The organism is Methylobacterium sp. CM6244 (assembly GCF_054817885.1).
Genome location: NZ_CM139247.1, coordinates 3,839,121 through 3,861,683, shown reverse-complemented (window position 1 = coordinate 3,861,683; position 22,563 = coordinate 3,839,121). Strand labels below are relative to the sequence as shown.

Below are 22,563 nucleotides of genomic sequence, written 5' to 3'. Positions count from 1 at the left end.
GTCCGCCGCAGGCCGCATCGATCGTGACACAGGTTCGCCATGTCCCCATTCGTCAGGTCTCGTCGCGCCAAGCCTATGGTTTCGTTACCACTCCCCAGCCCCGGATACGCGGTGGCGCGGGCCTCCGTGCTCGCGATCCTGGCCGGATCGGTCCTGGCAGGACCGGCCCTCGCCGCCCCCGACAAGGCGGCGATCTTCGGGATCGAACTCAACGATCCGGGTGTGGTCGGCGGCCGCAAGGCGCGTCCCGACGAAGCTCGACGCCTCGCCCTGGTCACGGACGAGCTCCGCAAGGCGCTCACCGCCGGCAATGCGGTGGAGGTCGTGGACGTGGCGCCCCAGGCCGCCGAGATCGCCAAACAGGCTCCCCTCTTCAAATGCGAGGGCTGCGCCGCCACCATCGCCAAGAGCCTCGGGGCCGATCTTGCCGTCAACGGTTTCGTGGAGAAGGGCTCCAACCAGATCTTCAATCTCTACGTCCTTATCTCGGACGCCGCTTCCGGCAAGGTCGTGCGGGCTGGACAGGTGGTGATCCGGGCCGATACCGACGACACATGGGCCCATGCCATGCGATGGGTGGTCAAGAACCGTCTCCTGGCCGAACCCTTGCCCAACCGATCCTGAGTCTCCCGTTGCCCCATCATTCCGTGTCGAAGCCGATGTCATCCGATCTGCGCGCGCGTCCCCGCCTCCTCGTCAGCGTCCGCGACGCCGACGAGGCCGTGATGGCGGCACGGGCGGGCGCCGACCTCGTCGATGCCAAGGACCCCGTCCGGGGCGCGCTCGGGGCGCTCCCGGTCGAGACGGTCAGGGCGATCGTCGCGTCCATCGCGGACGAGGCCGTCAGCAGTGCGGTGGCCGGCGAGCCGCAGGACGCCGCTTCCCTGCCCGGATCGGTCGCAGCGATGGCCGGGACCGGGATCGGCTACGTCAAGGTCGCCGTGCGGGCCGATTTCGACGACGACGCCCTCGCCGCCGCGGCGCGGGCCGCCCCCGGCCGCCTGATCGCGGTTCTCTTCGCCGGAGCACCGATGCCGGACGACCTCGTCGGCCGCCTCGCCGGGGCGGGCTTTGCCGGGGTGATGATCGACACCGCCGCCAAAGACGGCCGGCGCCTCGGCGACCTCCTGCCCGCCCCTCGCCTCTCGGCCTTCACCGCCGACGCCCGCCTCCATGGCCTGCTCTCCGGTCTCGCGGGATCGCTGACGATCGCCGACATCGCCGTCCTCGCCGTGCACCGGCCGGATTATCTCGGCTTTCGCGGCGGCCTCTGCTTCGGCAGCGACCGGACGCGCGGCCTCGACGCGGAGCGCGTGGCCCTGGCCGTGCAGACTCTTCGCGGGCTCGACCGGCGGAACGCGGCGTGACGGGCGCGCCTCCCACCATCGTGAAGCTCGGCGGCAGCCTCGTCTCGGACGCGGCGCGGCTCGGACGGCTTCTCGGCGTCCTGGCGGATGGCGGCGAGGGCCGCTGCATCGTCGTGCCGGGCGGCGGTCCGTTCGCCGACGCGGTGCGTCAGGCCCAGGGACAACTGGGCTTCTCGGACGCCCTCGCCCACCGCCTCGCCCTCGATGCCATGGGCCGGATGGCGGAGGTGCTTTCGGAGGGCGAGCCGCGCCTCGCCATCGTGCGCAGCGTAATGGAAGCCCGCTCGGCCGAGGCGTCCGTCATCTGGGACCCCGTCGCGCTGAAAGACGGACACCCTTCCATCCCCGAGACCTGGGACGTCACCTCGGACAGCCTCGCCCTCTGGCTCGCCACCGAACTCGAGGCGCCCCGCTGCATCCTGGTGAAATCCATCGATCGCCCGGCGGGCGCCAGCCTGTCCGACCTCGTCCGGATGGGCGTGGTCGATGCGGCCTTCCCCGCTTTCGCCGCGTCCTACGCTGGCGAGATCGTGATCCGGGGTCCGGGCGCCGATATCGTAAGGGCCGCCGCGTGAGCGCGCCCGAACATCTCGTCTTCATCACCGGCCGGATGGCGAAAGCTCGCCTGGAGAAGGTCGCCGCGACCCTGCCGGCCGAGCGCTTCACCTGGAGCATCGCCGATGCCGGTGTGAAGGTCGCCGCGCTGATGACCGAGGAGATCATCCGCCGCCGCGTGACGATCCCCGACGGTGCCACGCGCATCGTCCTGCCGGGCCGCTGCCGCGCCAATCCGGAGGCGCTGTCCGCTCATTTCGGCCTGCCGGTGGAGCGCGGGCCGGACGAGGTGGTCGACCTTCCGGCCTATCTCGGCCTCGCGGGACGCAACGTCGATCTCTCGCGGCACGATCTGCGCATCTTCTCCGAGATCGTCGACGCCTCGAAGATGAATCCCGAGCAGATCCTGGCCAAGGGCCTCGACCTGGCGCGACGCGGCGCCGACGTGATCGATCTCGGCGGCCTCCCCGACACCGAGTTCCCGCATCTCGAAGAGTGCGTTCGCCTGCTGAAAGGGGCGGGGCTGAAGGTCAGCGTCGATTCCTTCTCCCTCGACGAGCTGACGCGCGGGGCGAAGGCCGGGGCCGACTTTCTTCTCAGCCTCAACGAGGAGACCCTGGACCTCGCCTTCGAGACCGATGCGGTGCCGATCCTGGTGCCGATGCGGCCCGACGACCTGCCCTCCCTCGACCGCGCCATCGAGCGCATGGAGAAGGCCGGCCGGCCCTACATGGCCGACCCGATCCTGGAGCCGATCCATTTCGGCTTCGTCGAATCGATCACGCGCTATCACGAGACGCGCAAACGCTGGCCCGGCATCGAGATGATGATGGGCACCGGCAACCTCACCGAACTCACCGAGGCCGACAGTCTCGGCGTCACCGCCCTCCTCGTCGGCATGTGCTCGGAACTGTCGATCCGCAACGTCCTGATCGTGCAGGTCTCCAACCACACCCGGCGCACGGTGGAGGAGCACGACGCCGCCCGCCGGGTGATGTTCGCCGCAAAGGCCGATTCCGCCCTGCCCAAGGGCTACGGACGCCAATTGCTGGCCGTGCACGACAAGCGCCCCTTCGTGCAGACCCCGGAGGAGATCGCCGCCCAGGCGGCGGAGGTGCGCGACCCGAACTACCGCATCGCGGTGGCCGAGGACGGCATCCACGCCTTCAACCGCGACGTCCACACGATCGGCACCGACGCGATGGCGTTCTTTCCCGATCTCGATGTCGCCGCCGACGGGGCCCACGCCTTCTATCTCGGCGGCGAGCTGACCAAGGCCGAGACGGCCTGGCGCCTCGGCAAGCGCTACGTCCAGGACGAGCCCCTGCGCTGGGGCGTCGCCGCCGACGAGGAGGTCGAGGACACCACTGCTTTCAAGAAGGCCGGGCATACCAAGCATTCCGGCCCCGGCGGCGCGGAGCGCACCACCCGCGATGCCGTGCCCCCGGAAGCGGGTGCGGCCAGGCCGGAGACGATCGAGCCAGCCCCGAACGAGCCCCGCCGGTCGCGGACCGGCGATGCGCTCTCGGACGAGGGCGGCCGCATCGTCTGCGGAAAATTCGTCCCGAACGACCGGCCCGACCAGAGCGGCGAGTCCTGATCCGATGCCGTTGATCCTCGAGACCATCGTCACCACCACCTCGCCCTCCGGCGACCTGCATCTCGTACCCTTCGGCCTCATCCGCGAGGGCGAGGATTGGGTGCTGGCCCCGTTCCGGCCCTCCCCCACCATCCTCAACCTCGAGGCCAACCCGGTCTTCGCCGCGTCGAGCCCGAGCGACGTGCGGGTGATCGCCGGGGCGGTCACCGGGCGGCGCGACTGGGCCACCCTGCCCTGCGACCGCATCCCGGGCCGGCGCCTCGCCGAGAGCTTCGGCCATGCCGAGTTCGAGGTGATCTCTGTGGAGGACGATGCGACGCGCCCGCGCTATCGTGCCCGCATGGTACACAGCGCCAGCCATATGCCGTTCTTCGGCTACAACCGGGCTCAAGGTGCGGTGCTGGAGGCGGCGATCCTGTCGACGCGCCTGCACATGCTGGAGCCGGACAAGATCCTGACGGAGATGCGCTACCACGCCATCGCGATATCCAAGACAGCCGGGCCCGCCGAGCGCGAGGCCTGGGACTGGATCGAGGACAAGGTCGCCGCTGCCCTCGGGCGCGACGAACCGGTTCTCGCACGAGCCCCCCAAGCACCCTAGAAGGTGCGTTCCCGAGGAGACAGGGTTGATGAGATTCAAGACGCTGGCCGCCGTGGCGGCGCTCGCCACGGTATCCTACGCGGCGCAGGCCCATGGCCCGACCCGCCAGAAGGTCTCGCAGACCATCGAGATCAACGCCCCGGCCGACAAGGTCTGGGCCGTGCTCGGCAACTTCCAGGATGGCAGCTGGATTCCCGTGGTCGAAAAGACCGAGGGCAAGGGCGGCAACGAGGTCAAGGCCACCCGCGTCCTGACCCTCAAGGGCGGCGCCACGGTCGAGGAAGAGCTCGCCAAGTACGATGCCGAGAAGAAGACCTACATGTACCGGATCACCAAGGTGGACGTGAAGACGCTGCCGGTGAACGACTATTCCTCGACCATCGAGGTCGAGGGCGACGGCGCCAAGTCCAAGGTGACATGGCGCGGCGCGTTCTACCGCGGCTACATGAACAACGATCCGCCGCCGGACCTGAACGACGAAGCCTCCAAGGCGGCCGTCCTCGGCCTCTACAAGGCCGGCCTGGATAACGTGAAGGCTAAGGCCGAGAAGGGCTCTTGATCCTATTTTACCCTAGGGCCTCGGATCCGGTGGCTTGCACCGAACCGAGTGGCGACGCGCTCCTCCCTCCCCCTTGTGGGGAGGGACCGAGGGTGGGGGTGCTTCCGCCAGCCTCCGCAGCAGGAGGGTCCCCCAACCACCCCCACCTCCAACTCCTCCCCACAAGGGGGAGGAGAGTGGCGCAGGTCGTCGGCCTGCTCCTCACCCTGACCACCGCCCCCGCCCTCGCCGACGAGGCCCTGATCACGGCGCAGGGGGCCAACATCCTCGCCCTGGTCGATCTCGACACGCAGGTCGTCACCGCCCAGATCCCGGTGGACGGGGCGCCGGCCGGCATCGCCCTGTCGCCCGATCGCAAGACCGCCTACGTCACCCGCCCCGAGGGCCACGGCCTCGCCATCGTCGATCTCGACGCCCGCGCGGTGACGGGCACGCTCGCCCTGCCCGGCGGCCCGCTCGGCGTCGCCGTCAATCCGAAATCCGGGGCAGTCTACGTGGCCGACTGGTACGGCAGCCGGATATTCGTGGTCTCGGCCGACGGTTCCAAGATCGAGACGGAGATCCAGGTGGGCGCCTCGCCCTCGGGCATCGCGGTGACGCCGGACGGCGCCATGATCCTGGTGGCCAACCGCGAGGGCAATTCCGTCTCCGTGGTCGATGCGGCCACCGCCACCGAGACGGTGAAGATCCCGGTCGGCGAGCACCCGTTCGGCATCACCCTCGATGAGACCGGCACCCGCGCCTACACCGCCAACGTCATGTCGAACGACGTCTCCGTCATCGATGTGGCCGGACGGCGGGAATTCGGCCGGGTCACCACCGGCGAGCGACCCTATGTGGTGGCCCTCACCGCCACGCGCGGCTTCGTCACCGACCAGTATTCGAACACCGTGACGGTGTTCAACCTGAAGACCCTCACCAACGTGGCGGCCATCGAGGTGGGCGACCATCCGGAAGGCATCGCCGCCTCCCGCGACGGCAGCCGCCTCTACGTGACCAACTGGGGCTCCAACACCCTCGGCGTCATCGACGCGACGACGCTGAAGGTGATCAAGGACATCCCGGTGCCGGACGGCCCACGCTCGTTCGGGGACTTTTTGCGGTAGCGCGCGCATCCGAGCGGGCGGTGCTATGGCATTCCCACACCTGCTTTTTCAGGCAGAACGCGTCCCTCTCCCCCTTGTGGGGAGAGGTTAGGAGTGGGGGTGGCTCCGCCAGCCTCCGAAGGATCAGGGTCGCCCAACCACCCCCACCTCCAACTCCTCCCCACAAGCTCGATGAATCTCGGGCAGGTCCGCGATCCGCTGGGGAGGAGGGCAGGACAGCGCATCCCGCGAGATGGGAGAACCAGTAGGCAGGCGGCGAGAGAGACGGACACTCGTCCTCCCTATGACACCAGCGACACGGCTCCGCTGCCATGCCGTTCGATCCGGCCGTCGAGTTCGAGTTCCAGCAGCGTCGTCTGGACGATGCGCACGCTGAGACCCGTCACGCGGGCGAGGTCGTCGGTGCCGATGGGGGTCGGGCTGAGATAGGCGATGAGGCGGGCGCGGTCGTCGGCGGGTTCCGCCTCCTCGGGCTCCAGCCCCTCAAGTTTCTCCTCCGCCTCGGGGGCCGGGCCGCCGATCACGTCGAGCTCGTCCCAGAAGATCGGGGCGTCGGCGAGGTCGGGCCGGTCGAGGGCGAGTTGCCCACTCTCCTGCTCGAAATCCCCGCGCCCGAGCAGCGGCGCGATGGCGGAAGTGACGTGCTCCACCTCCGAGACCAGGGTCGCGCCCTGGCGGATGAGGTCGTTGGTGCCCTCGGCGCGCGGGTCGAGGGGCGAGCCGGGCACGGCGAAGACCTCCCTGCCCTGTTCGAGGGCGAAGCGCGCGGTGATGAGCGAGCCCGAGCGCCGCGCGGCCTCCACCACCACGGTCCCATAGGCGAGGCCGGAGATGATGCGGTTGCGCCGGGGAAAGTCCCGGCCGCGGGGCTCCCAGCCCATGGGCATCTCGGCCAGCACCGCGCCGCCGGAATCGAGAATGCTTTCCACCAAGGCCTGATGATTGGCCGGATAGATCCGGTCATGGCCCCCGGCGAGCACCGCCACCGTCCCCGAGGCCAGGGACGCCTTGTGCGCGCGGGCATCGATGCCGCGCGCCAGCCCCGAGACCACCACGAGGCCGGCCTCGCCGAGGCCCCGCGCCAGACGCTCGGTGAAGCCGAGGCCGGCGGCCGACGCGTTGCGGGAGCCGACGATGGCGATGGCGGGCCGGGAGAGGATCGCCGCCTGCCCCCGGATCGCGATCAGGGGCGGCGCCGAATCGGCGGCCTGGAGCAGCTTAGGGTAATCGTCCTCGCCCATGGCCACGAGGCGGGCCCCGATCCTGGCCGCCGCCTCCAATTCGGCTTCCGCCTGCGCCCGCGTCACCGGCACGACGCGCTTGGCCCCGCGCTTCGCGAGGTCCGGCAGGGCTTCCAACGCCGCGCCGGCGCCGCCGAAGCGGTTGATCAGGGTGCGGAAGGTGCGCGGGCCGACGCCTTCCGTGCGGATCAGCCGGAGCCAGTCGAGGCGCTGGGCGGCGTTGAGTTGCATGCCCATGCCCCGGACCTCCCTCGACGGAAGGTCAGCCCTTCTGCCCGATCCGCCCCTCGGAGCCGTCGAGCAGTCGGCGGATGTTGGGAGCGTGCTTCCACCATAGCAGGATCGCGAGCATGAGGAAGAGCAGCGCAACCGCAGGCTGTCCCGCCACCCACAGGACGATGGGTGTCGCGGCCGAGGCGGCAAGCGCGGCGAGCGACGAGTATTTCAATGTGAAGGCGAGGCCGAGCCAGATTGCCGCGAAGGCGGCGAGCCCGACAGGGCTGAAGGCGAGGAGCACGCCGAGGAAGGTGGCGACGCCCTTGCCGCCCTTGAACCCGAGCCAGACCGGGAAGAGGTGGCCGAGGAAGGCGCCGAGCCCGGCCGCCAGGGCCGCGCCCTCGCCGAATTGTTTCGCCGCCAGCACGGCGAGGGTACCCTTCAGCGCATCGCCGAGCAGGGTCGCGGCGGCGAGCCCCTTGCGGCCGGTGCGCAGCACGTTGGTGGCACCGATATTCCCCGAGCCGATGGCGCGGACGTCGCCGAGGCCGGCAAAACGCGTGACGATCAGCCCGAACGGGATCGAGCCGGCGAGATAGCCGCCGGCGAGGCTCGCGAGCAGGAGAGGCCAGCCGGCATCGAGCAGGGGGTTCACGCCGCCGCCTCCGTACCCTGCGCGGCCCGGTAGACGACGTGCCCGCCGACCATGGTCAGGATTGCAGCACCTTGCAGCCGCGCCTCGTCGAAGGGCGAGTTCTTGGAGCGCGACTTCAGGGTCCGCTTGTCGAGCACGTAGGGCAGGTCGGGATCGATCAGCACGAGATCGGCCGGCGCGCCGACGGCGAGACGCCCGGCCTCGCGCCGCAGGATCGCCGCCGGGGTGACGGTGAGGGCCTCCAGCAGGCGAGGCAGCGCCACGTCGCCGGTATGGACGAGGCGGAGCGCCGCGCCGAGCAGGGTCTCGATGCCGAGCGCCCCATCGGCGGCCTCGGCGAAGGGCAGGCGCTTGGTCTCGACATCCTGCGGGTTGTGGTCTGAGACGATGACGTCGATCACGCCCTCCTTCAGGGCCTCCACCAAAGCGAGGCGGTCGGTCTCGTGCCGCAGCGGCGGCGAGAGCCGGCAGAAGGTGCGGTAATGGCCGATATCGCCCTCGTTGAGGACGAGGTTGTTCACCGAGGCGCCGCAGGTGACGGGCAGGCCGTCGTGCTTGGCCCGCCGCACGATCTCCACCGAATCGGCACAGGAGATCATGGCGGCGTGGTAGCGGCCCCCGGTAAGGCGCACGAGGCGGATGTCGCGCTCCAGCATCACCGTCTCGGCCTCCCGCGGGATGCCGACGAGGCCCAGCCGCGAGGCCATCTCGCCCTCGTTCATCACGCCCTCGCCGACGAGGTCGGGCTCCTCCACATGCTGCATCAGCAGGGCGTCGAAATCGCGGGCATAGGTGAGCGCGCGGCGCATCACCTGGGCGTTGCGAACGGCCTTGAGACCGTCGGTGAAGGCGACGGCTCCCGCCTCCTGCAACAGGCCGAACTCGGTCATCTCCTGGCCAGCCAGCCCCTTGGTGATGGCGGCGGCGGGCAGGACGGTGACGCAGGCCGTGTCGCGGGCGCGGCGCAGGACGAAGTCGACGATGGCCGGCCCGTCGATGACCGGGTTGGTGTCGGGCATGCAGACAAGGGTGGTGACCCCGCCGGCCGCCGCCGCCGCGCTGGCGCTGGCCAGGGTCTCACGGTGCTCGGCGCCGGGCTCGCCGACGAAGGCTCGGAGATCCATGAGGCCGGGGCTCAGGACATGCCCGCCGCAATCGACGATCTCGGCGCCCTCGGGGGCAGCGGGCGCCGCGCCCCAGGCGATATCGGCGATGCGGCCGTCATGGACGAGGACATGGCCCGGCCCCTCGCGGCTCGTGGCGGGATCGAGGAGGCTGGCATGGGTGAGGAGGACGTGTCCGGTCATGACCATCAGGCGTTCGGCAGATGCGTCGCGAGGGCTTCGAGGACCGCCATGCGGACGGCGACCCCCATCTCCACCTGCTCGCGGATCAGGGATTGCGCCCCGTCGGCGATCTCGGACGAGATCTCGACGCCGCGGTTCATGGGTCCCGGATGCATCACCAGGGCGTCGGGCGCGGCCAGCGCCAGCTTCTCGGCATCGAGGCCGAAATAACGAAAATACTCCTTCACCGAGGGCACGAAGGAGCCGTTCATGCGCTCGCGCTGGAGCCGCAGCATCATCACGATGTCGCAGCCGTCCAATCCCTTGCGCATGTCGGTGAAGACCTCGACGCCGAAGCGCTCGATCCCGGTGGGGAGCAGCGTCGAGGGGCCGATGACCCGCACGCGGGCGCCGAGCGCCTGGAGCAGGATGATGTTGGAGCGGGCGACGCGGCTGTGCAGGACGTCGCCGCAGATCGCGACCCGCAGCCCCTCGATCCGCCCCTTGTTGCGGCGGATGGTGAGCGCGTCGAGGAGGGCCTGGGTCGGGTGCTCGTGGGCGCCGTCGCCGGCATTGACCACCGAACAATCCACCTTGCGGGCCAGGAGATGCACGGCCCCGGCGGAGTGGTGGCGCACGACGATGATGTCGGGCCGCATGGCGTTGAGGGTGGCGGCCGTGTCGATGAGGGTCTCGCCCTTCTTCACCGAGGAGGAGGCCACCGACATGTTCATCACATCGGCGCCGAGACGCTTGCCCGCGAGTTCGAACGAACTCTGGGTGCGGGTCGAGGGCTCGAAGAACAGGTTGATCTGGGTGCGGCCACGCAGGGTGGTGCGCTTCTTCTCCACCTGGCGGGAGAGGGCCACGGCATCCTCCGCCCGGTCGAGGAGGGCCTCGATATCGGGGCGCGACAGCCCCTCGATGCCGAGAAGGTGCCGATGGGGGAAGGAGGCGGGTGCGACGGTCATTCTGAGACCATGGCTATAGGGAGGCGGACGGGGAGCGGCAAGGAGCCCGGCAAGAAGTCCGGGACGTGTAACCTTTCCACCCCCTGGCTCGTAGTCTCGCCGAGCATGCGCGCACCCGGTGATTCGGGATGGGCGCGAGACGTGATTGAGGCCGGAGTCCGCCCCTTGGCAGCCAGCACGACGAGACGGCCCGACGAGCGGATCGAAACGATTCAACGCCGCTGGGTCTTCCGCCACCCCGCGGTGATCCGGGCCGCGCACTGGATCAACCTCGTCTGCCTCGCCGTGCTGCTGATGAGCGGGCTGCAGATCTTCAACGCCCATCCGGCTTTGTACTGGGGCTCGGCCTCGACCTTCGACGCGCCGCTCCTCGCCATCACGAACGACGAGACGGCGGAGGGAGCGGCGCGCGGGATCGTGAGGATCGCCGGTCACGCGATCGACACGACCGGCTGGCTCGGCCTCTCCACCGTGCAGGGACAGGCCACGGGCCGGGCCTTCCCCGCCTGGATCACCCTGCCGGCGCAGCAGGACCTCGCCACCGGGCGCCGCTGGCACTTCCTGTTCGCCTGGGCTTTCGTGATCAACGGGCTGATCTATCTCATCTACGGCCTCGAGAGCGGCCAGTTGCGCCGCCGGATCGTGCCTCAGAGAGACCAGTTGCGGAATTTCGGCGGCTCGGTCCGCGAGCACCTCACCCTGACCTTCCCGAAAGGCGACGAGGCCCGGCGCTACAACACGCTGCAGAAACTGAGCTATTTCGTCGTCATCGTCCTCCTCCTGCCGCTGATGCTGCTCACGGGCCTCGCCATGTCGCCGGGTTTCAATGCCGTGCTGCCCCTGCCCGCCCTGTTCGGCGGCCGGCAATCGGCGCGGACAGTCCATTTCATCGTCACGAACCTGCTCGTGCTCTTCACCCTCGTCCATGTGGCGCTGGTGCTGGTCTCGGGGGCCTGGAACAACCTGCGCGGCATGGTCACCGGCTGGTTCGTGATCGAGACCACCAAGACCTCCGATCTGGGCAGGACTTCCTATCCGGGCAAGACCTCCGATCCGAGGAAGGGCCGATGACGCGCGCTCCCAACCGTCGCGGCATCCTCACCGGCGCAGCCGGCCTGCTGGGTGCTGCCCTCCTCGGCGGCTGCGACCGCATCGCCGGCACCGGTTGGGGACGGCGCACGCTGAAGCTCGGGGAGGATGCCAACCTGTTCGTGCAGCGCCTGCTGCTGACGCCCACCTCCCTTGCCCACGAGTTTTACGAAGGTGACATCTCGCCCTGGTTCAAGCCGAACGGGACGATCGACCCTCCGGACGACGACTACAAGACCCTGGCCAAGGCCGGGTTCGCGACCTTCAGGCTGAAAATCGACGGCCTCGTCGAACAACCGCAGGACCTGTCCCTCGCGGATCTGCGCGCCCTGCCCTCCCGGACCCAGATCACCCGGCACGATTGCGTCGAGGGGTGGAGCGCCATCGGCAAGTGGACGGGCGTTCCGCTCGGCGAAGTCCTGACCCGGGCGAGGCTGAAACCGAATGCGCGCTACGTCGTGTTCCATTGCGCCGACACGATGGAGATGGCCGGTGGCGGTCTCGAGGGTGGGGACGTGGCGGAGATAGAGGCCGGCGATGGCGGTCCGAACGGTCGTCCGATCCGGTACTACGAGAGCATCGACTTCACCGACGCCTTCCATCCGCAGACGATCCTGGCCTACGACATGAACGGCAAGGCCCTGCCCGTCTCGAACGGCGCGCCCCTGCGCCTGCGGGTCGAGCGGCAGCTCGGCTACAAACACGCCAAATACGTCATGCGGATCGAGGTCGTGGACAGCCTGTCCGGGATCGGAGACGGCCAGGGCGGTTATTGGGAGGATCGCGGCTACGAATGGTATGCGGGGATCTGACAGGTACCGGATCTTGCAAAGGCCCGGGCTCCTTCCGATTTGACAACCCCGCGCCCTTGACCCACTTGTCCCCCGCCAAGCGCCGGGCCGGCCATGGTGCCAGGCCATGTTTTACGTCTTGCACACAATTTGTGAGTCCCGACGGGTGTGAACCCCGCCGGCTGCGAGCCCCGGCGGCAGCTCGGGCGCTGACGAGAGGCTGATCCGCACATGAAAGTCGTCGTCGTCGAGTCGCCGGCCAAGGCCAAGACGATCAACAAATATCTCGGCCGCGACTACGAGGTGCTCGCCTCGTTCGGCCATATCCGCGACCTTCCGGCGAAAGACGGCTCCGTCGACCCGGAGGCGGATTTCCGCATGCTTTGGGAGCTCGACGACCGCGGCTCGAAGCGCGTTTCGGAGATCGTCAGGGCACTGAAAGGTGCCGACGGCCTGATCCTCGCCACCGATCCGGATCGCGAGGGCGAGGCCATCTCATGGCACGTCGTCGAGGCTCTGAACGCCCGCAAGGCGATCAAGGGCATGCCGATCGAGCGCGTGACCTTCAACGCCATCACCAAGGCGGCGGTGGACACCGCCATGCGCAACCCGCGCCAGATCGACCAGGCCCTGGTCGACGCCTATCTGGCGCGCCGGGCACTGGATTATCTCGTCGGCTTCAACCTCTCGCCGGTCCTGTGGCGTAAGCTGCCCGGAGCCCGCTCAGCCGGCCGCGTCCAGTCCGTGGCCCTGCGCCTCGTCTGCGAGCGCGAGCGTGAAATCGAGACGTTCAAGCCCCGCGAATACTGGTCTCTGGTCGCGACCCTGGTGACCCAGGAGGGCGCGGTGTTCGAGGCCCGTCTCGTCGGTGCCGACGGCAAGCGCATCCAGCGTCTCGACGTCGGCAACGGCGAGGACGCCGCCGCGTTCAAGCGCGACCTCGAACTCGCCACGTTCGAGGTCGGCAGCGTGGAGGCGAAGCCCGCCAAGCGCCACCCCGCCCCGCCCTTCACTACCTCGACACTCCAGCAGGAGGCCTCGCGCAAGCTCGGCCTCGCTCCCGCCCAGACCATGCGCGCCGCGCAGAAGCTCTACGAGGGTATCGAGATCGGCGGCGAGACGGTGGGTCTCATCACCTACATGCGGACCGACGGCGTCGACATGGCGCCGGAGGCCATCGCCGATGCCCGTCGCGTCATCGGCAAAGAATACGGCGAGCGCTACCTCCCCACCGCGCCGCGCCGCTACAGCGCCAAGGCGAAGAACGCCCAGGAGGCCCACGAGGCCGTACGTCCTACGGACATGAGCCGGCTACCGAAGTCGGTAGCCCGCTACGTGGATGCCGAACAGGCCAAGCTCTACGAGTTGATCTGGACCCGCACGGTGGCGAGCCAGATGGAATCGGCCGAGCTCGAACGCACCACGGTGGATATCGTCGCCTCCGTCGGCCCGCGCAGGATCGAGCTGCGGGCCACCGGTCAAGTGGTGAAGTTCGAAGGCTTCCTGACCCTCTACCAGGAGGGCAAGGACGACGAGGAGGACGAGGACGGCAAGCGCCTGCCGCCGATGAAGGCGGGCGACGCGCTGAAGCGCGAGCGCATCGTCTCGACTCAGCACTTCACCGAGCCGCCGCCGCGCTATTCCGAGGCCAGCCTCGTCAAGCGCATGGAGGAACTCGGCATCGGCCGGCCCTCGACCTACGCCGCCGTGCTGCAGACCCTGCGCGACCGCGAATACGTGAAGATCGAGAAGAAGCGTCTGGTGGCCGAGGACAAGGGCCGCCTCGTCACCGGCTTCCTCGAGAGCTTCTTCAAGCGCTACGTCGAGTACGATTTCACCGCCGACCTCGAGACCCAGCTCGACCGGGTCTCGAATGCCGAGATCGACTGGCGTGAAGTGCTACGAGACTTCTGGCGGGATTTCTCGGCCGCGATCTCCGGAACCAAGGAGCTCCGCGTCACCGAGGTGCTGGACGCGCTGAACGATCTCCTCGGGGCGCATATCTTCCCCGAAAAGGCGGACGGCTCGAACCCGCGCACCTGCCCGACCTGCGGCTCAGGCCAGCTGTCGCTCAAGCTCGGCAAGTTCGGCGCCTTCGTCGGCTGCTCGAACTACCCGGAGTGCAAGTACACCCGCCAGCTCGCCGCCTCCGGCGTCGAGGGCGAGGGCGATGGCTCGTCCGAGAACGGCGGTCAGCCGGGCACCCGCGTGCTCGGCAACGATCCCGTCAGCGGCCTGCCGGTAACTTTGCGCGATGGCCGCTTCGGCCCCTTCGTACAGCTCGGCGAGGCGTCGACGGAGAAGGGCGCGGAGAAGCCGAAGCGCTCCTCTCTGCCCAAGGGGCTCAGCCCCTCCGCGGTGGATCTGGAGAAGGCCCTGCGCCTGCTCTCCCTCCCCCGCGAAGTCGCCAAGCACCCCGAGACCGGTGAGCCGATCCTGGCCAATCTCGGGCGGTTCGGACCTTACGTCCAGCACGGGAAGATGTACGCCAATCTCGGCCGCGACGACGACGTGCTGGAGATCGGCGCCAACCGCGCCATCGATCTCATCGTTGCCAAAGAGCAGGGTGGCGGTCGTCGGGGTCCAGCCTCCGATCCCGGCCGCTCCCTCGGTGCGCATCCCGAGACGGGCAAGGCCATCGTGGTGAAATCGGGCAAGTACGGCCCCTACGTTACCGACGGCACCACCAACGCGACCCTGCCCAAGACCATGGCCGCCGAGGACATCGCCCTGCCCCAGGCGCTTGAACTGATCGCCGCCCGCGAAGCGGCGGGCGGCAGCAAGAAGAAGGCTCCGGCCCGCAAGACCGCGACCAAGACGGCGGCCAAGACCACGACCAAGGCGGGGACGGCGAAAGCTCCCGCCAAGAAGGCGGCGACCAAGGCGACGGCGGCCAAGGAACCGGCCGGGACGGCCGCGAAAAGCACGGCGACGGCAGCAAAGACGAGTGCTGCCAAAACCACCACGGCGAAGAAGCCGGCCACGCGCAAGAAGGCCTGATCCATCGGCTCGCCTCTCCTCTCCGAGGGCGAGACCGACGCAACGACGGTGCGCATCCCCCCTCTCTCTCTCCGCACTCGGCGAGAGGGGGGATGCTCCCGACGGCCCTGTCGTCCGCGACAACCCTACGCGTGCGAACGCCCTCATCCGCCCTTGCGTCCGCCCGCCGGTCTGGCGGACCATTGCCGGATTGTCATTCGCGGCTCGAGGCTTTCGCCCCATGCTGATCCTGCTCTCCATCTGCCTCGCGGCGCAGCCCTCCCAGTGCAAGGAGGACAGGATCTCCCTGTCCTACGAGGCGACGAATCCGTTCATCTGCCTGCGCACCGCTCAGAGCGCGCTCGCCACCTGGCAGGAGAGCCACCCCGAATGGCACGTGACGCGGTGGCGCTGCGCAGCGCGGGAGAGCCTGCCGAAAGACCTGTGACCCGGTCCCATCTGTGATGGGTCTGGACGCCCTGGCGGATTGCGCTATCGCTCACCCTCCGGGGAACGGTGAGACACGGGCGGCCATAAGCGATGCGCTCTCTGAAGGTGAGGTTCGCGCTGCTGCTCGGGGGCGCAGCGCTTCTGGTCGTCCTGGCGGCATTGGGGGTGCTGGGCTCCATCGGCGCGGCCGAACGCACCATTGATCGGACGCTCGCGGCACAGGGCCGGCTCGAATTGCTGGTGGAACTGTCCGGGCGAATGACCCAGTACGGGCTCGCGGCCCTGGAGGCGGTGAGCAATCCCGATGCACAGCCGGAAGGGCTCGCCATCGCCCGGGCCAATGTCGACCGGGCATTGGTGGCCGTCGACGAGGCTCTCGGCAAGAGCATCGCCGTCAGTGACGATCCCCTCGACCGGATGCAATATGCGGCGCGCACGCGTCCCCTCGCTCAGCTCCGTTCTGCCCGGGCCATCCTCGACCGGCAGGTCTCCCAGGTCCTGCGCCAGTCGGAGGAAGAGCAGCGGCGCAACACCATTCGCGGCGCGCTGAACGGATTCGGGGCCATGACCGGCCAGCCGCTCTCGTTTCTCATCGAGGTCGAGCGCCGCTCGATGATCGCGGGTTCGGACGAGGCGCGCCACCTGTCCTCGACCCTGCGGATCGCGTCGCTTGCCGCCGTCGTTCTGGCGCTGGCCCTCGTCTTCGTCCTGTACCGGGCCGTGACCCGGCCGACCCTGGCACGGATCGAAGCGGTGCGGCGGGCGGCGGGCGCCGTCGGGCGCGGCGAGCTCGATACGCGGCTGTCGGTGGCGACGCGGGACGAGCTCGGCCTGCTGGTGGCGAACTTCAACCGCATGGCCGCACGCCTCGCCCGGCGCGAGGGGCGGCTCGCCGCCGACCGCGCTGCCCTCGAGGATACGGTGGAGGCGAGGACCACCGACCTGCGGGCGGCCAACGAGCGCCTGGAGGCGGTGGACCGGTCGCGCCGGCGCTTCTTCGCCGATGTCAGCCATGAACTGCGCACGCCGCTCACGGTCATCCTCGGCGAATGCGACATCGCCGCCCGCTCGGCCGGCAGGCCGGGGGTCGATTACGCGCCGGTCTTCGCCACGATCCGCAAGCGGGCACTCCGCCTGCAGCGCCGCGTCGAGGATCTCCTGCGGGTCGCGCGCTCCGAATCCGGCCAGATCGAGCTCGACCGGCGCGCCACCAGCGCCGTGGCCATCCTCACCGATGCGGTGGACAGCGCGGCCTCTGAGGCGGCGCGCCGGCGGGTGGCCCTGACCCTCGAACCGGGCCGCCGCGACGTCACGCTCCTGGCGGACAGGGAATGGCTGCGGCAGGTGGTGGAGAGCCTCATCGACAACGCCTTGCGGCACGCGACGGGCCTGACGCGCGTGGTCGTGGGACTCACCGTCGACGAGGCGCGTTCCGCCACGATCACGGTGACGGATGACGGCGCGGGCTTCCCGGCGGCGGGTGCGGATCTGTTCGAGCGCTTCCGGCGGGAGGGCCATTCCGGGGAATCGGGCTTTGGCATCGGCTTGGCACTGGCGCGCTGGGTGACGGAGCGCCATGATGGGGCGATCAGCCTCGGTGCGGGCGAGGATGGGAAGGGCGCGCGCGTGACGCTCGTCCTGCCCATCCTCGACCTCGATCCCGGGGACGGACAGGAAACGAAGCGGAAGGACAGCGCCGCATGACGCGAGTGCTCATCGTCGAGGACGACAGCGACATCAGGGCCATGCTGGCGCGGGGCCTGGAGGCCGAAGGGTTCTCCGTGGGCGTAGCCGGTTGCGTGGACGACGCACTCACCTCCGCCCGTGACGAGGCGCCCGGCGCCGTCGTCCTCGACATCACCCTGCCAGACGGGTCCGGCCACGATGTCTGCCGCTCCCTGCGCGAAGGCGGCTATCCCGGCCCGATCCTGTTCCTCTCGGCGCGCGACGAGGTCCGTGACCGGGCGGAAGGATTGGCGCTCGGGGCCGACGACTACATCGTCAAGCCCTTCGTCTTCGACGAACTCCTCGCCCGGCTGCAGACGCATCTCCTGCGCCGCAAGGAATCGGACCAGCCGCGCACCATCGTCACCGCAGGCAAGCTCGTCCTCGATCTCAACATTCGTCAGGTCTCCCTCGGGGATGCGACGGCGCGCCTCACGCCGCGCGAGGCGGAGCTCCTCGCTCTCCTCATGGACAAGGCCAACCAGCCGGTGTCGCGCGGCGACATCTTCGACAAATTATGGGCGGGCCAGGGCGGCCTGTCGCTGAATGTCGTCGATGTCTACGTGGGTTACCTACGTACCAAGCTGTCCGATTTCGTGCGGTTCGGCGGGCCGGTCATCGTTACCGTGCGGGGCCGGGGCTTCATGCTCGACCTGCGGGGCCAGGATTTCCGCCACTGAGCACGATGCGCTTTCTCGGCCTGTTCCGGGACGATCCGGCAATTTATCGCTTGAAGAGTCCGGCGGAATTGTCGATATAGCTCCCGCGACAGAAATGACTGCGCCGTCAGTGTCTTAGGATCTTCTTAAGCGAGATCTGGACGCTGCTGACGTTCAAGAAACCATCTAGGAGAAACACCATGACCTGGGCTGCCCCCGTCGTTTCCGAGATCTGTGTCGGCATGGAAGTCACCAGCTACGAGTCGGCTGAGATCGACACCTTCAACTAAGACATCATGTCGTGCTTGAGGATCGAGGCAGCGCCGGTTCAGCCATGCATGTCGTGATCCTCGGCTCGGCCGCGGGCGGCGGCCTTCCCCAGTGGAATTGCCGCTGCCCCATCTGCTCGCTCGCCCGCGAGGATTCCTCGAAGGTGCGCCCTCGAACCCAGTCGAGCATCGCCGTGTCGCCCGATGGCGAGCGCTGGCTCCTGGTGAACGCCTCGCCGGACATCCGGCAGCAACTCTTCGACAATCCGGCCATGCATCCGCGCGAAGGCCTGCGCCATTCGCCGATCCATGCCGTGCTTCTGACGAATGGCGATGTCGACCACGTGGCGGGGTTGCTCACCCTGCGCGAAGGCCAGCCCTACACGCTCTACGCCACCTCCGGCATCCTCGATTCGGTCAACGCCAACCGGGTCTTCGACGTGATGGCCGCCGACGTGGTGTCGCGCGAGAAGATCGCCCTCGACCATGCCTTCGAGCCAGTTCCCGGCCTGACCGTCACACTGTTCTCGGTGCCGGGAAAGGTGCCGCTCTGGCTCGAGGACGAGACCATGGAGATCGGCGCAGAGACCGAGACCACCGTGGGTGCGATGATCGAGTCCGGTGGGCGTCGCCTCGCCTATATTCCCGGCTGCGCCCGCGTCACGGATGGGCTGAAGCGACGCATATCGGGTGTCGACGCGCTTCTGTTCGACGGGACCGTGCTGCTCGACGACGACATGATCCGCGCCGGGGTCGGCGTGAAGACCGGATGGCGCATGGGCCACGTGCCGATGACGGGACAGGGCGGATCGATCGCCGCGCTCGCCGATGTGGAAATCGGTCGCCGCGTCTTCGTTCACATCAACAACACCAATCCTGTGCTGGTGGAAGAATCGGACGAACGCCGATCGGTGGAGGCGGAAGGCTGGACCGTCGCCCATGACGGGCTGACCCTGGCGCTCTAGATCGGCGCCCGGCTGGCATTTTAATGCCGCCACCTTATATTGCGTCCAATGGGATTGTGCGGTCCATGTCCGTGGCCTTCACGGAAATCGGCGCCATCTATAAGAAAAGTTCTCTTCGCCGCCCTTCGTCGAAACGCTGAGCTACGCCATGACCGCGCCTTTCCCCACCCCCAAGACCGACGAGTCCCAGCGCCTGCTCAGCCCCGAAGAACTCGAAGCGGCGCTTCGAGACATCGGCGCGAGGCGCTATCACAACCTGCATCCGTTCCACCGCCTGCTTCACGACGGCAAGCTGAACAAGGATCAGGTCCGGGCCTGGGCCCTCAACCGCTACTATTACCAGGCCATGATCCCGGTGAAGGACGCCGCCGTGCTCGCCCGCATGGAGGATGCGAGCCTGCGTCGCGTCTGGCGTCAGCGCATCGTCGATCATGATGGCGACGCACCCGGCGATGGCGGCATCGAGCGCTGGCTCAAGCTCGCCGAGGGCGTCGGCTTCCGTCGCGATTACGTGGAATCGACGCAAGGCATCCTGTCGGCGACGCGCTTCTCGGTGGATGCCTACGTGCATTTCGTGAAGGAGCGCTCGCTGCTGGAGGCCATCGCCTCCTCGCTCACCGAGATGTTCTCGCCGACGATCATCTCCGAGCGCGTGGCCGGGATGCTGAAGAACTACGATTTCATCACCAAGGACACGCTGGCCTATTTCGACAAGCGCCTGACCCAGGCCCCGCGCGATGCGGAATTCGCCATCGATTACGTCAAGCAGCACGCCACAACGCCCGAGCTGCAGCGTCAGGCCATGGCCGCGCTGACCTTCAAGTGCAACGTGCTCTGGACGCAGCTCGACGCGCTCTACTTCTCCTATGTGGCTCCGGGCATGACCCCGCCGGATGCCTGGACGCCCGGCACCGGCCTCGTGCCCGAGGTGGCGCAGGCGGCCGGCACCGGCACGATCCGGTCGGGCGACGTGCCTCGTCTGCCTCGCGGCGTGCGCCTGCGCCACGACGAGGTCCGCGGCCAGCACGTACTGCTGGCGCCCGAGCGCACCTTCGACCTCGACGCCAATGCCGTGGCGGTCCTGTCCCTCGTGGATGGGCAGCGCAGCGTGCGAGACATTGCGGTGAAGCTCGCCGAGACCTTCACCGCCGACCCGGACGTGATCGAGGTCGACGTCCTGGCCATGCTCAACGACCTCGCCACGAAACGGGTTCTGGAGCGATGAACGCCATCACGCCGAATACCCCTTCCCTGCCGGCTCCGGTCGGGCTCCTCGCGGAGCTGACCCATCGCTGTCCCCTGCGCTGTCCCTATTGCTCGAACCCGCTCGAACTCGACCGGCGCTCGGGCGAGCTCGACACGGCGACATGGCAGCGCGTGCTGACGGAGGCGGCGGCTCTCGGCGTGCTGCATGTCCACCTCTCCGGCGGCGAGCCCACGGCCCGCAGCGACATCGTCGAGATCACCCAGACCTGCGCCAAGCTGGGCCTGTATTCCAATCTCATCACGTCGGGCGTCGGCGGTGCCCTGGCCAAGCTCGACGCCCTCTACGACGCGGGCCTCGACCATGTGCAGTTGTCGGTGCAAGGCGTCGACGCGGCCAACGCGGAGAAAATCGGCGGCCTGAAGAACGCTCAGCCGCAGAAATTCGCCTTTGCCGAACGCGTGACGCAGCTCGGCCTTCCACTGACGCTGAATTCCGTGATCCATCGGGGCAACATCCACGAGGTCGAGGGCTTCATCGACCTGGCCGTCAAGCTCGGCGCCAAGCGCCTGGAGGTCGCCCACACCCAGTATTACGGCTGGGCCTATGTGAACCGCGCCGCTCTGATGCCGGACAAGGCCCAGGTCGATCAGTCGATCCGTATCGTCGAGGCGGCGCGCGAGCGTCTGAAAGGCCAGCTCGTCATCGATCTGGTCGTGCCCGATTATTACGCGAAATACCCCAAGGCCTGCGCCGGCGGCTGGGGCCGCAAGCTGATGAACGTGACGCCAGCCGGTAAGGTGCTCCCCTGCCACGCCGCCGAGACCATCAAGCATCTCGAATTCTGGTACGTCTCCGACCATTCGCTCGCCGATATCTGGGCGAATTCCCCGGCCTTCACCGCCTATCGCGGGACGGATTGGATGAAGGAGCCGTGCCGCTCCTGCGACCGGCGTGAGAAGGATTGGGGCGGCTGCCGCTGTCAGGCGCTGGCTCTGGCCGGCGATGCCGCCGCCACCGACCCAGCCTGCTCGCTCTCCCCCCTCCATTCGAAGGTGCGGGAACTCGCCAAGGAAGAGGCGGCCGAGACACCGCCCGATTATGTCTACCGGACGATCGGCAGCAACGTGGACCGTGTTGCGCCGCCGCCCCTGAAAGAGGATGCTCCCCTGTGAAGCCCGTTCTCGTCGCGTTCGCTCTTTCGTTTGCCGGCCTGCCCGCCCTGGCGCAGGGTACGCCCCCGGCCGATGCGCCCGCTGTCACCAAGGCCAACACCGCCACCCCGCCCAACGCCTCGGACCTGCTCTTCGAAGAGCCGCAGATGAAGAACGTGCCGCCGGGCTCGACCCTCACCTACGCCTATCTCCGGCGCAGCGGCATCTCCAAGGGTCCGTTCGGCCCGACCATGGACGACCAGATCAAGCTCACCATCGAGCCCGGTGCGGCCCCGGAAAACCGGACGATCCGCGTACAGATGTTTTCGGGCGCGAACCGCTTCCCCGCCGGCCCGTTCAACGACATGCCCGGCAACCCGGTGATGACCCTTTTTCTGGAACATCACCTCATCGACCTCGCCAAGGTGCTCTCGGCCAACCCACGCTACATCAAGAACGGGATCCGCAAGGCCCTGCGAGACAACGCGACGGTGACCGCGACGACGGCGACCGTGAAGGGGCAGACCGTGGATGCCTGGCGCGTTGAGGTGCAGCCCTTCATCGACGACAAGATGAAGGACCGCATGCGCGGCCTCGAGAACCTGAAATACACCTTCGTGACGTCGTCTGCCGTGCCCGGCGAGCTGCTCTCCATCGAAGCGCAGTCGAAGTCCAAGGATGGCGGCGAGCTTCTCCAGGAGAACCTGACTTATGATCCGAATGCTGGCTAAAGGCGGTCTTATCGCTCTCGCGCTCGGCGTCGCCTCCGCACCGGCCCAGGCCGTGGAGAGCGAGAACGACTACCCTACCGAGGCACGGGCCGATTACGTGTTCGGCTGCATGGCGGCCAACGGACAATCGCGGGAAGCGCTCTCTCGCTGCTCCTGCTCCATCGACGCCCTCGCGTCGATCCTGACCTATGACAAATACGTCCAGGCGAGCACGGTCCTGTCCATGCGCCAAGGCATCGGCGCCCGCTCGAACGAATTCAAATCGACCAAAGTGTTCGACGACAAGGTCGCGGATCTTCGCCGCGCCCAGGCCGAAGCCGAGATCCGCTGCTATCGCGGCGGAGTGTAACCGGCGGGATCCACCCCAGATACGGCGCCCCTATCCACCCA

At 68.3% G+C, this 22,563-nt stretch carries 23 protein-coding genes; 19 read left to right on the top strand and 4 right to left on the bottom strand.

The features are described from left to right. Positions 1-75 precede the first annotated feature (75 nt). The 7 genes from ACYQML_RS18115 to ACYQML_RS18085 all read left to right on the top strand — a co-directional run bounded on the left by ACYQML_RS18115 (position 76) and on the right by ACYQML_RS18085 (position 5,788). Positions 76-624 (top strand): DUF3280 domain-containing protein, encoded by a 549-nt coding sequence (locus ACYQML_RS18115; RefSeq protein WP_405030599.1) that lies wholly within the window; start codon positions 76-78, stop codon positions 622-624. Between the two features lie 35 nt (positions 625-659). Further along, entirely contained in the window at positions 660-1,367 is a 708-nt protein-coding gene (locus tag ACYQML_RS18110; protein WP_311275160.1) for a (5-formylfuran-3-yl)methyl phosphate synthase, read from the top strand. Further along, complete coding sequence (locus ACYQML_RS18105; RefSeq protein WP_311275159.1) at positions 1,364-1,942, top strand: amino acid kinase family protein; 579 nt, start codon at positions 1,364-1,366, stop codon at positions 1,940-1,942. The genes ACYQML_RS18110 and ACYQML_RS18105 overlap by 4 nt, the downstream gene beginning before the upstream one ends. Further along, positions 1,939-3,522 carry a DUF6513 domain-containing protein gene (locus tag ACYQML_RS18100; protein ID WP_311275158.1) on the top strand — a complete coding sequence of 528 codons (1,584 nt, stop codon included), beginning with the start codon at positions 1,939-1,941 and terminating at the stop codon, positions 3,520-3,522. Before ACYQML_RS18105 ends, ACYQML_RS18100 begins: the two co-directional genes overlap by 4 nt. A gap of 4 nt (positions 3,523-3,526) precedes the next feature. Beyond that, positions 3,527-4,123 (top strand): DUF447 domain-containing protein, encoded by a 597-nt coding sequence (locus ACYQML_RS18095; protein ID WP_056454114.1) that lies wholly within the window; start codon positions 3,527-3,529, stop codon positions 4,121-4,123. A gap of 28 nt (positions 4,124-4,151) precedes the next feature. Then, positions 4,152-4,682, top strand: a complete 531-nt coding sequence (locus ACYQML_RS18090; RefSeq protein WP_056424374.1) for an SRPBCC family protein — start codon at positions 4,152-4,154, stop codon at positions 4,680-4,682. Positions 4,683-4,858: 176 nt separating this feature from the next. Continuing rightward, the gene (locus tag ACYQML_RS18085) at positions 4,859-5,788 is read left to right on the top strand and encodes a virginiamycin B lyase family protein (protein WP_461233588.1); all 930 of its coding nucleotides are present in this window, start codon (positions 4,859-4,861) and stop codon (positions 5,786-5,788) included. Between the two features lie 281 nt (positions 5,789-6,069). On the opposite strand, the gene dprA is transcribed toward ACYQML_RS18085, so the two are convergent. The 4 genes from dprA to ACYQML_RS18065 are packed head-to-tail and all read right to left on the bottom strand — an operon-like array spanning position 6,070 to position 10,157. Further along, positions 6,070-7,260, bottom strand: a complete 1,191-nt coding sequence (dprA, locus tag ACYQML_RS18080; RefSeq protein WP_461235751.1) for a DNA-processing protein DprA — start codon at positions 7,258-7,260, stop codon at positions 6,070-6,072. A 31-nt stretch (positions 7,261-7,291) separates the two neighbouring features. After that, positions 7,292-7,900 (bottom strand): glycerol-3-phosphate 1-O-acyltransferase PlsY, encoded by a 609-nt coding sequence (plsY, locus tag ACYQML_RS18075; RefSeq protein ID WP_056424380.1) that lies wholly within the window; start codon positions 7,898-7,900, stop codon positions 7,292-7,294. Beyond that, the gene (locus tag ACYQML_RS18070; protein WP_461233587.1) at positions 7,897-9,213 is read right to left on the bottom strand and encodes a dihydroorotase; all 1,317 of its coding nucleotides are present in this window, start codon (positions 9,211-9,213) and stop codon (positions 7,897-7,899) included. The genes plsY and ACYQML_RS18070 overlap by 4 nt, the downstream gene beginning before the upstream one ends. Next, entirely contained in the window at positions 9,213-10,157 is a 945-nt protein-coding gene (locus tag ACYQML_RS18065) for an aspartate carbamoyltransferase catalytic subunit (protein WP_056424383.1), read from the bottom strand. Before ACYQML_RS18065 ends, ACYQML_RS18070 begins: the two co-directional genes overlap by 1 nt. 165 nt (positions 10,158-10,322) lie before the next feature. On the opposite strand from ACYQML_RS18065, the gene ACYQML_RS18060 reads away from it, so the two are divergent. The 12 genes from ACYQML_RS18060 (at position 10,323) to ACYQML_RS18005 (ending at position 22,522) form a co-directional block, all read left to right on the top strand. After that, positions 10,323-11,228, top strand: a complete 906-nt coding sequence (locus tag ACYQML_RS18060) for a cytochrome b/b6 domain-containing protein (RefSeq protein WP_461233586.1) — start codon at positions 10,323-10,325, stop codon at positions 11,226-11,228. Further along, positions 11,225-12,058 carry a molybdopterin-binding protein gene (locus ACYQML_RS18055; protein WP_461233585.1) on the top strand — a complete coding sequence of 278 codons (834 nt, stop codon included), beginning with the start codon at positions 11,225-11,227 and terminating at the stop codon, positions 12,056-12,058. The genes ACYQML_RS18060 and ACYQML_RS18055 overlap by 4 nt, the downstream gene beginning before the upstream one ends. Before the next feature lie 210 nt (positions 12,059-12,268). After that, positions 12,269-15,037 (top strand): type I DNA topoisomerase, encoded by a 2,769-nt coding sequence (gene topA, locus ACYQML_RS18050; RefSeq protein ID WP_461233584.1) that lies wholly within the window; start codon positions 12,269-12,271, stop codon positions 15,035-15,037. A 220-nt stretch (positions 15,038-15,257) separates the two neighbouring features. Next, positions 15,258-15,464 carry a hypothetical protein gene (locus ACYQML_RS18045; RefSeq protein WP_056424393.1) on the top strand — a complete coding sequence of 69 codons (207 nt, stop codon included), beginning with the start codon at positions 15,258-15,260 and terminating at the stop codon, positions 15,462-15,464. A gap of 92 nt (positions 15,465-15,556) precedes the next feature. Further along, positions 15,557-17,170: a sensor histidine kinase gene (locus ACYQML_RS18040; protein WP_311275150.1), complete on the top strand. Its 1,614-nt coding sequence runs from the start codon at positions 15,557-15,559 to the stop codon at positions 17,168-17,170. Then, on the top strand, positions 17,167-17,871 hold the full coding sequence (locus ACYQML_RS18035) for a response regulator transcription factor (protein WP_056424399.1): 705 nt from the start codon (positions 17,167-17,169) through the stop codon (positions 17,869-17,871). The genes ACYQML_RS18040 and ACYQML_RS18035 overlap by 4 nt, the downstream gene beginning before the upstream one ends. Positions 17,872-18,050: 179 nt before the next feature. Beyond that, the gene (pqqA, locus tag ACYQML_RS18030) at positions 18,051-18,140 is read left to right on the top strand and encodes a pyrroloquinoline quinone precursor peptide PqqA (protein WP_018043604.1); all 90 of its coding nucleotides are present in this window, start codon (positions 18,051-18,053) and stop codon (positions 18,138-18,140) included. 44 nt (positions 18,141-18,184) lie between these two features. Next, positions 18,185-19,084, top strand: a complete 900-nt coding sequence (gene pqqB / locus ACYQML_RS18025) for a pyrroloquinoline quinone biosynthesis protein PqqB (protein WP_056424402.1) — start codon at positions 18,185-18,187, stop codon at positions 19,082-19,084. 148 nt (positions 19,085-19,232) lie between these two features. Then, positions 19,233-20,309 carry a pyrroloquinoline-quinone synthase PqqC gene (gene pqqC, locus ACYQML_RS18020; protein WP_056424405.1) on the top strand — a complete coding sequence of 359 codons (1,077 nt, stop codon included), beginning with the start codon at positions 19,233-19,235 and terminating at the stop codon, positions 20,307-20,309. After that, entirely contained in the window at positions 20,306-21,463 is a 1,158-nt protein-coding gene (pqqE, locus tag ACYQML_RS18015) for a pyrroloquinoline quinone biosynthesis protein PqqE (protein ID WP_461223414.1), read from the top strand. Before pqqC ends, pqqE begins: the two co-directional genes overlap by 4 nt. Further along, positions 21,460-22,173 carry a hypothetical protein gene (locus tag ACYQML_RS18010; protein WP_461233583.1) on the top strand — a complete coding sequence of 238 codons (714 nt, stop codon included), beginning with the start codon at positions 21,460-21,462 and terminating at the stop codon, positions 22,171-22,173. Before pqqE ends, ACYQML_RS18010 begins: the two co-directional genes overlap by 4 nt. Next, on the top strand, positions 22,154-22,522 hold the full coding sequence (locus ACYQML_RS18005) for a hypothetical protein (protein ID WP_207413125.1): 369 nt from the start codon (positions 22,154-22,156) through the stop codon (positions 22,520-22,522). Before ACYQML_RS18010 ends, ACYQML_RS18005 begins: the two co-directional genes overlap by 20 nt. Positions 22,523-22,563: the final 41 nt, after the last annotated feature.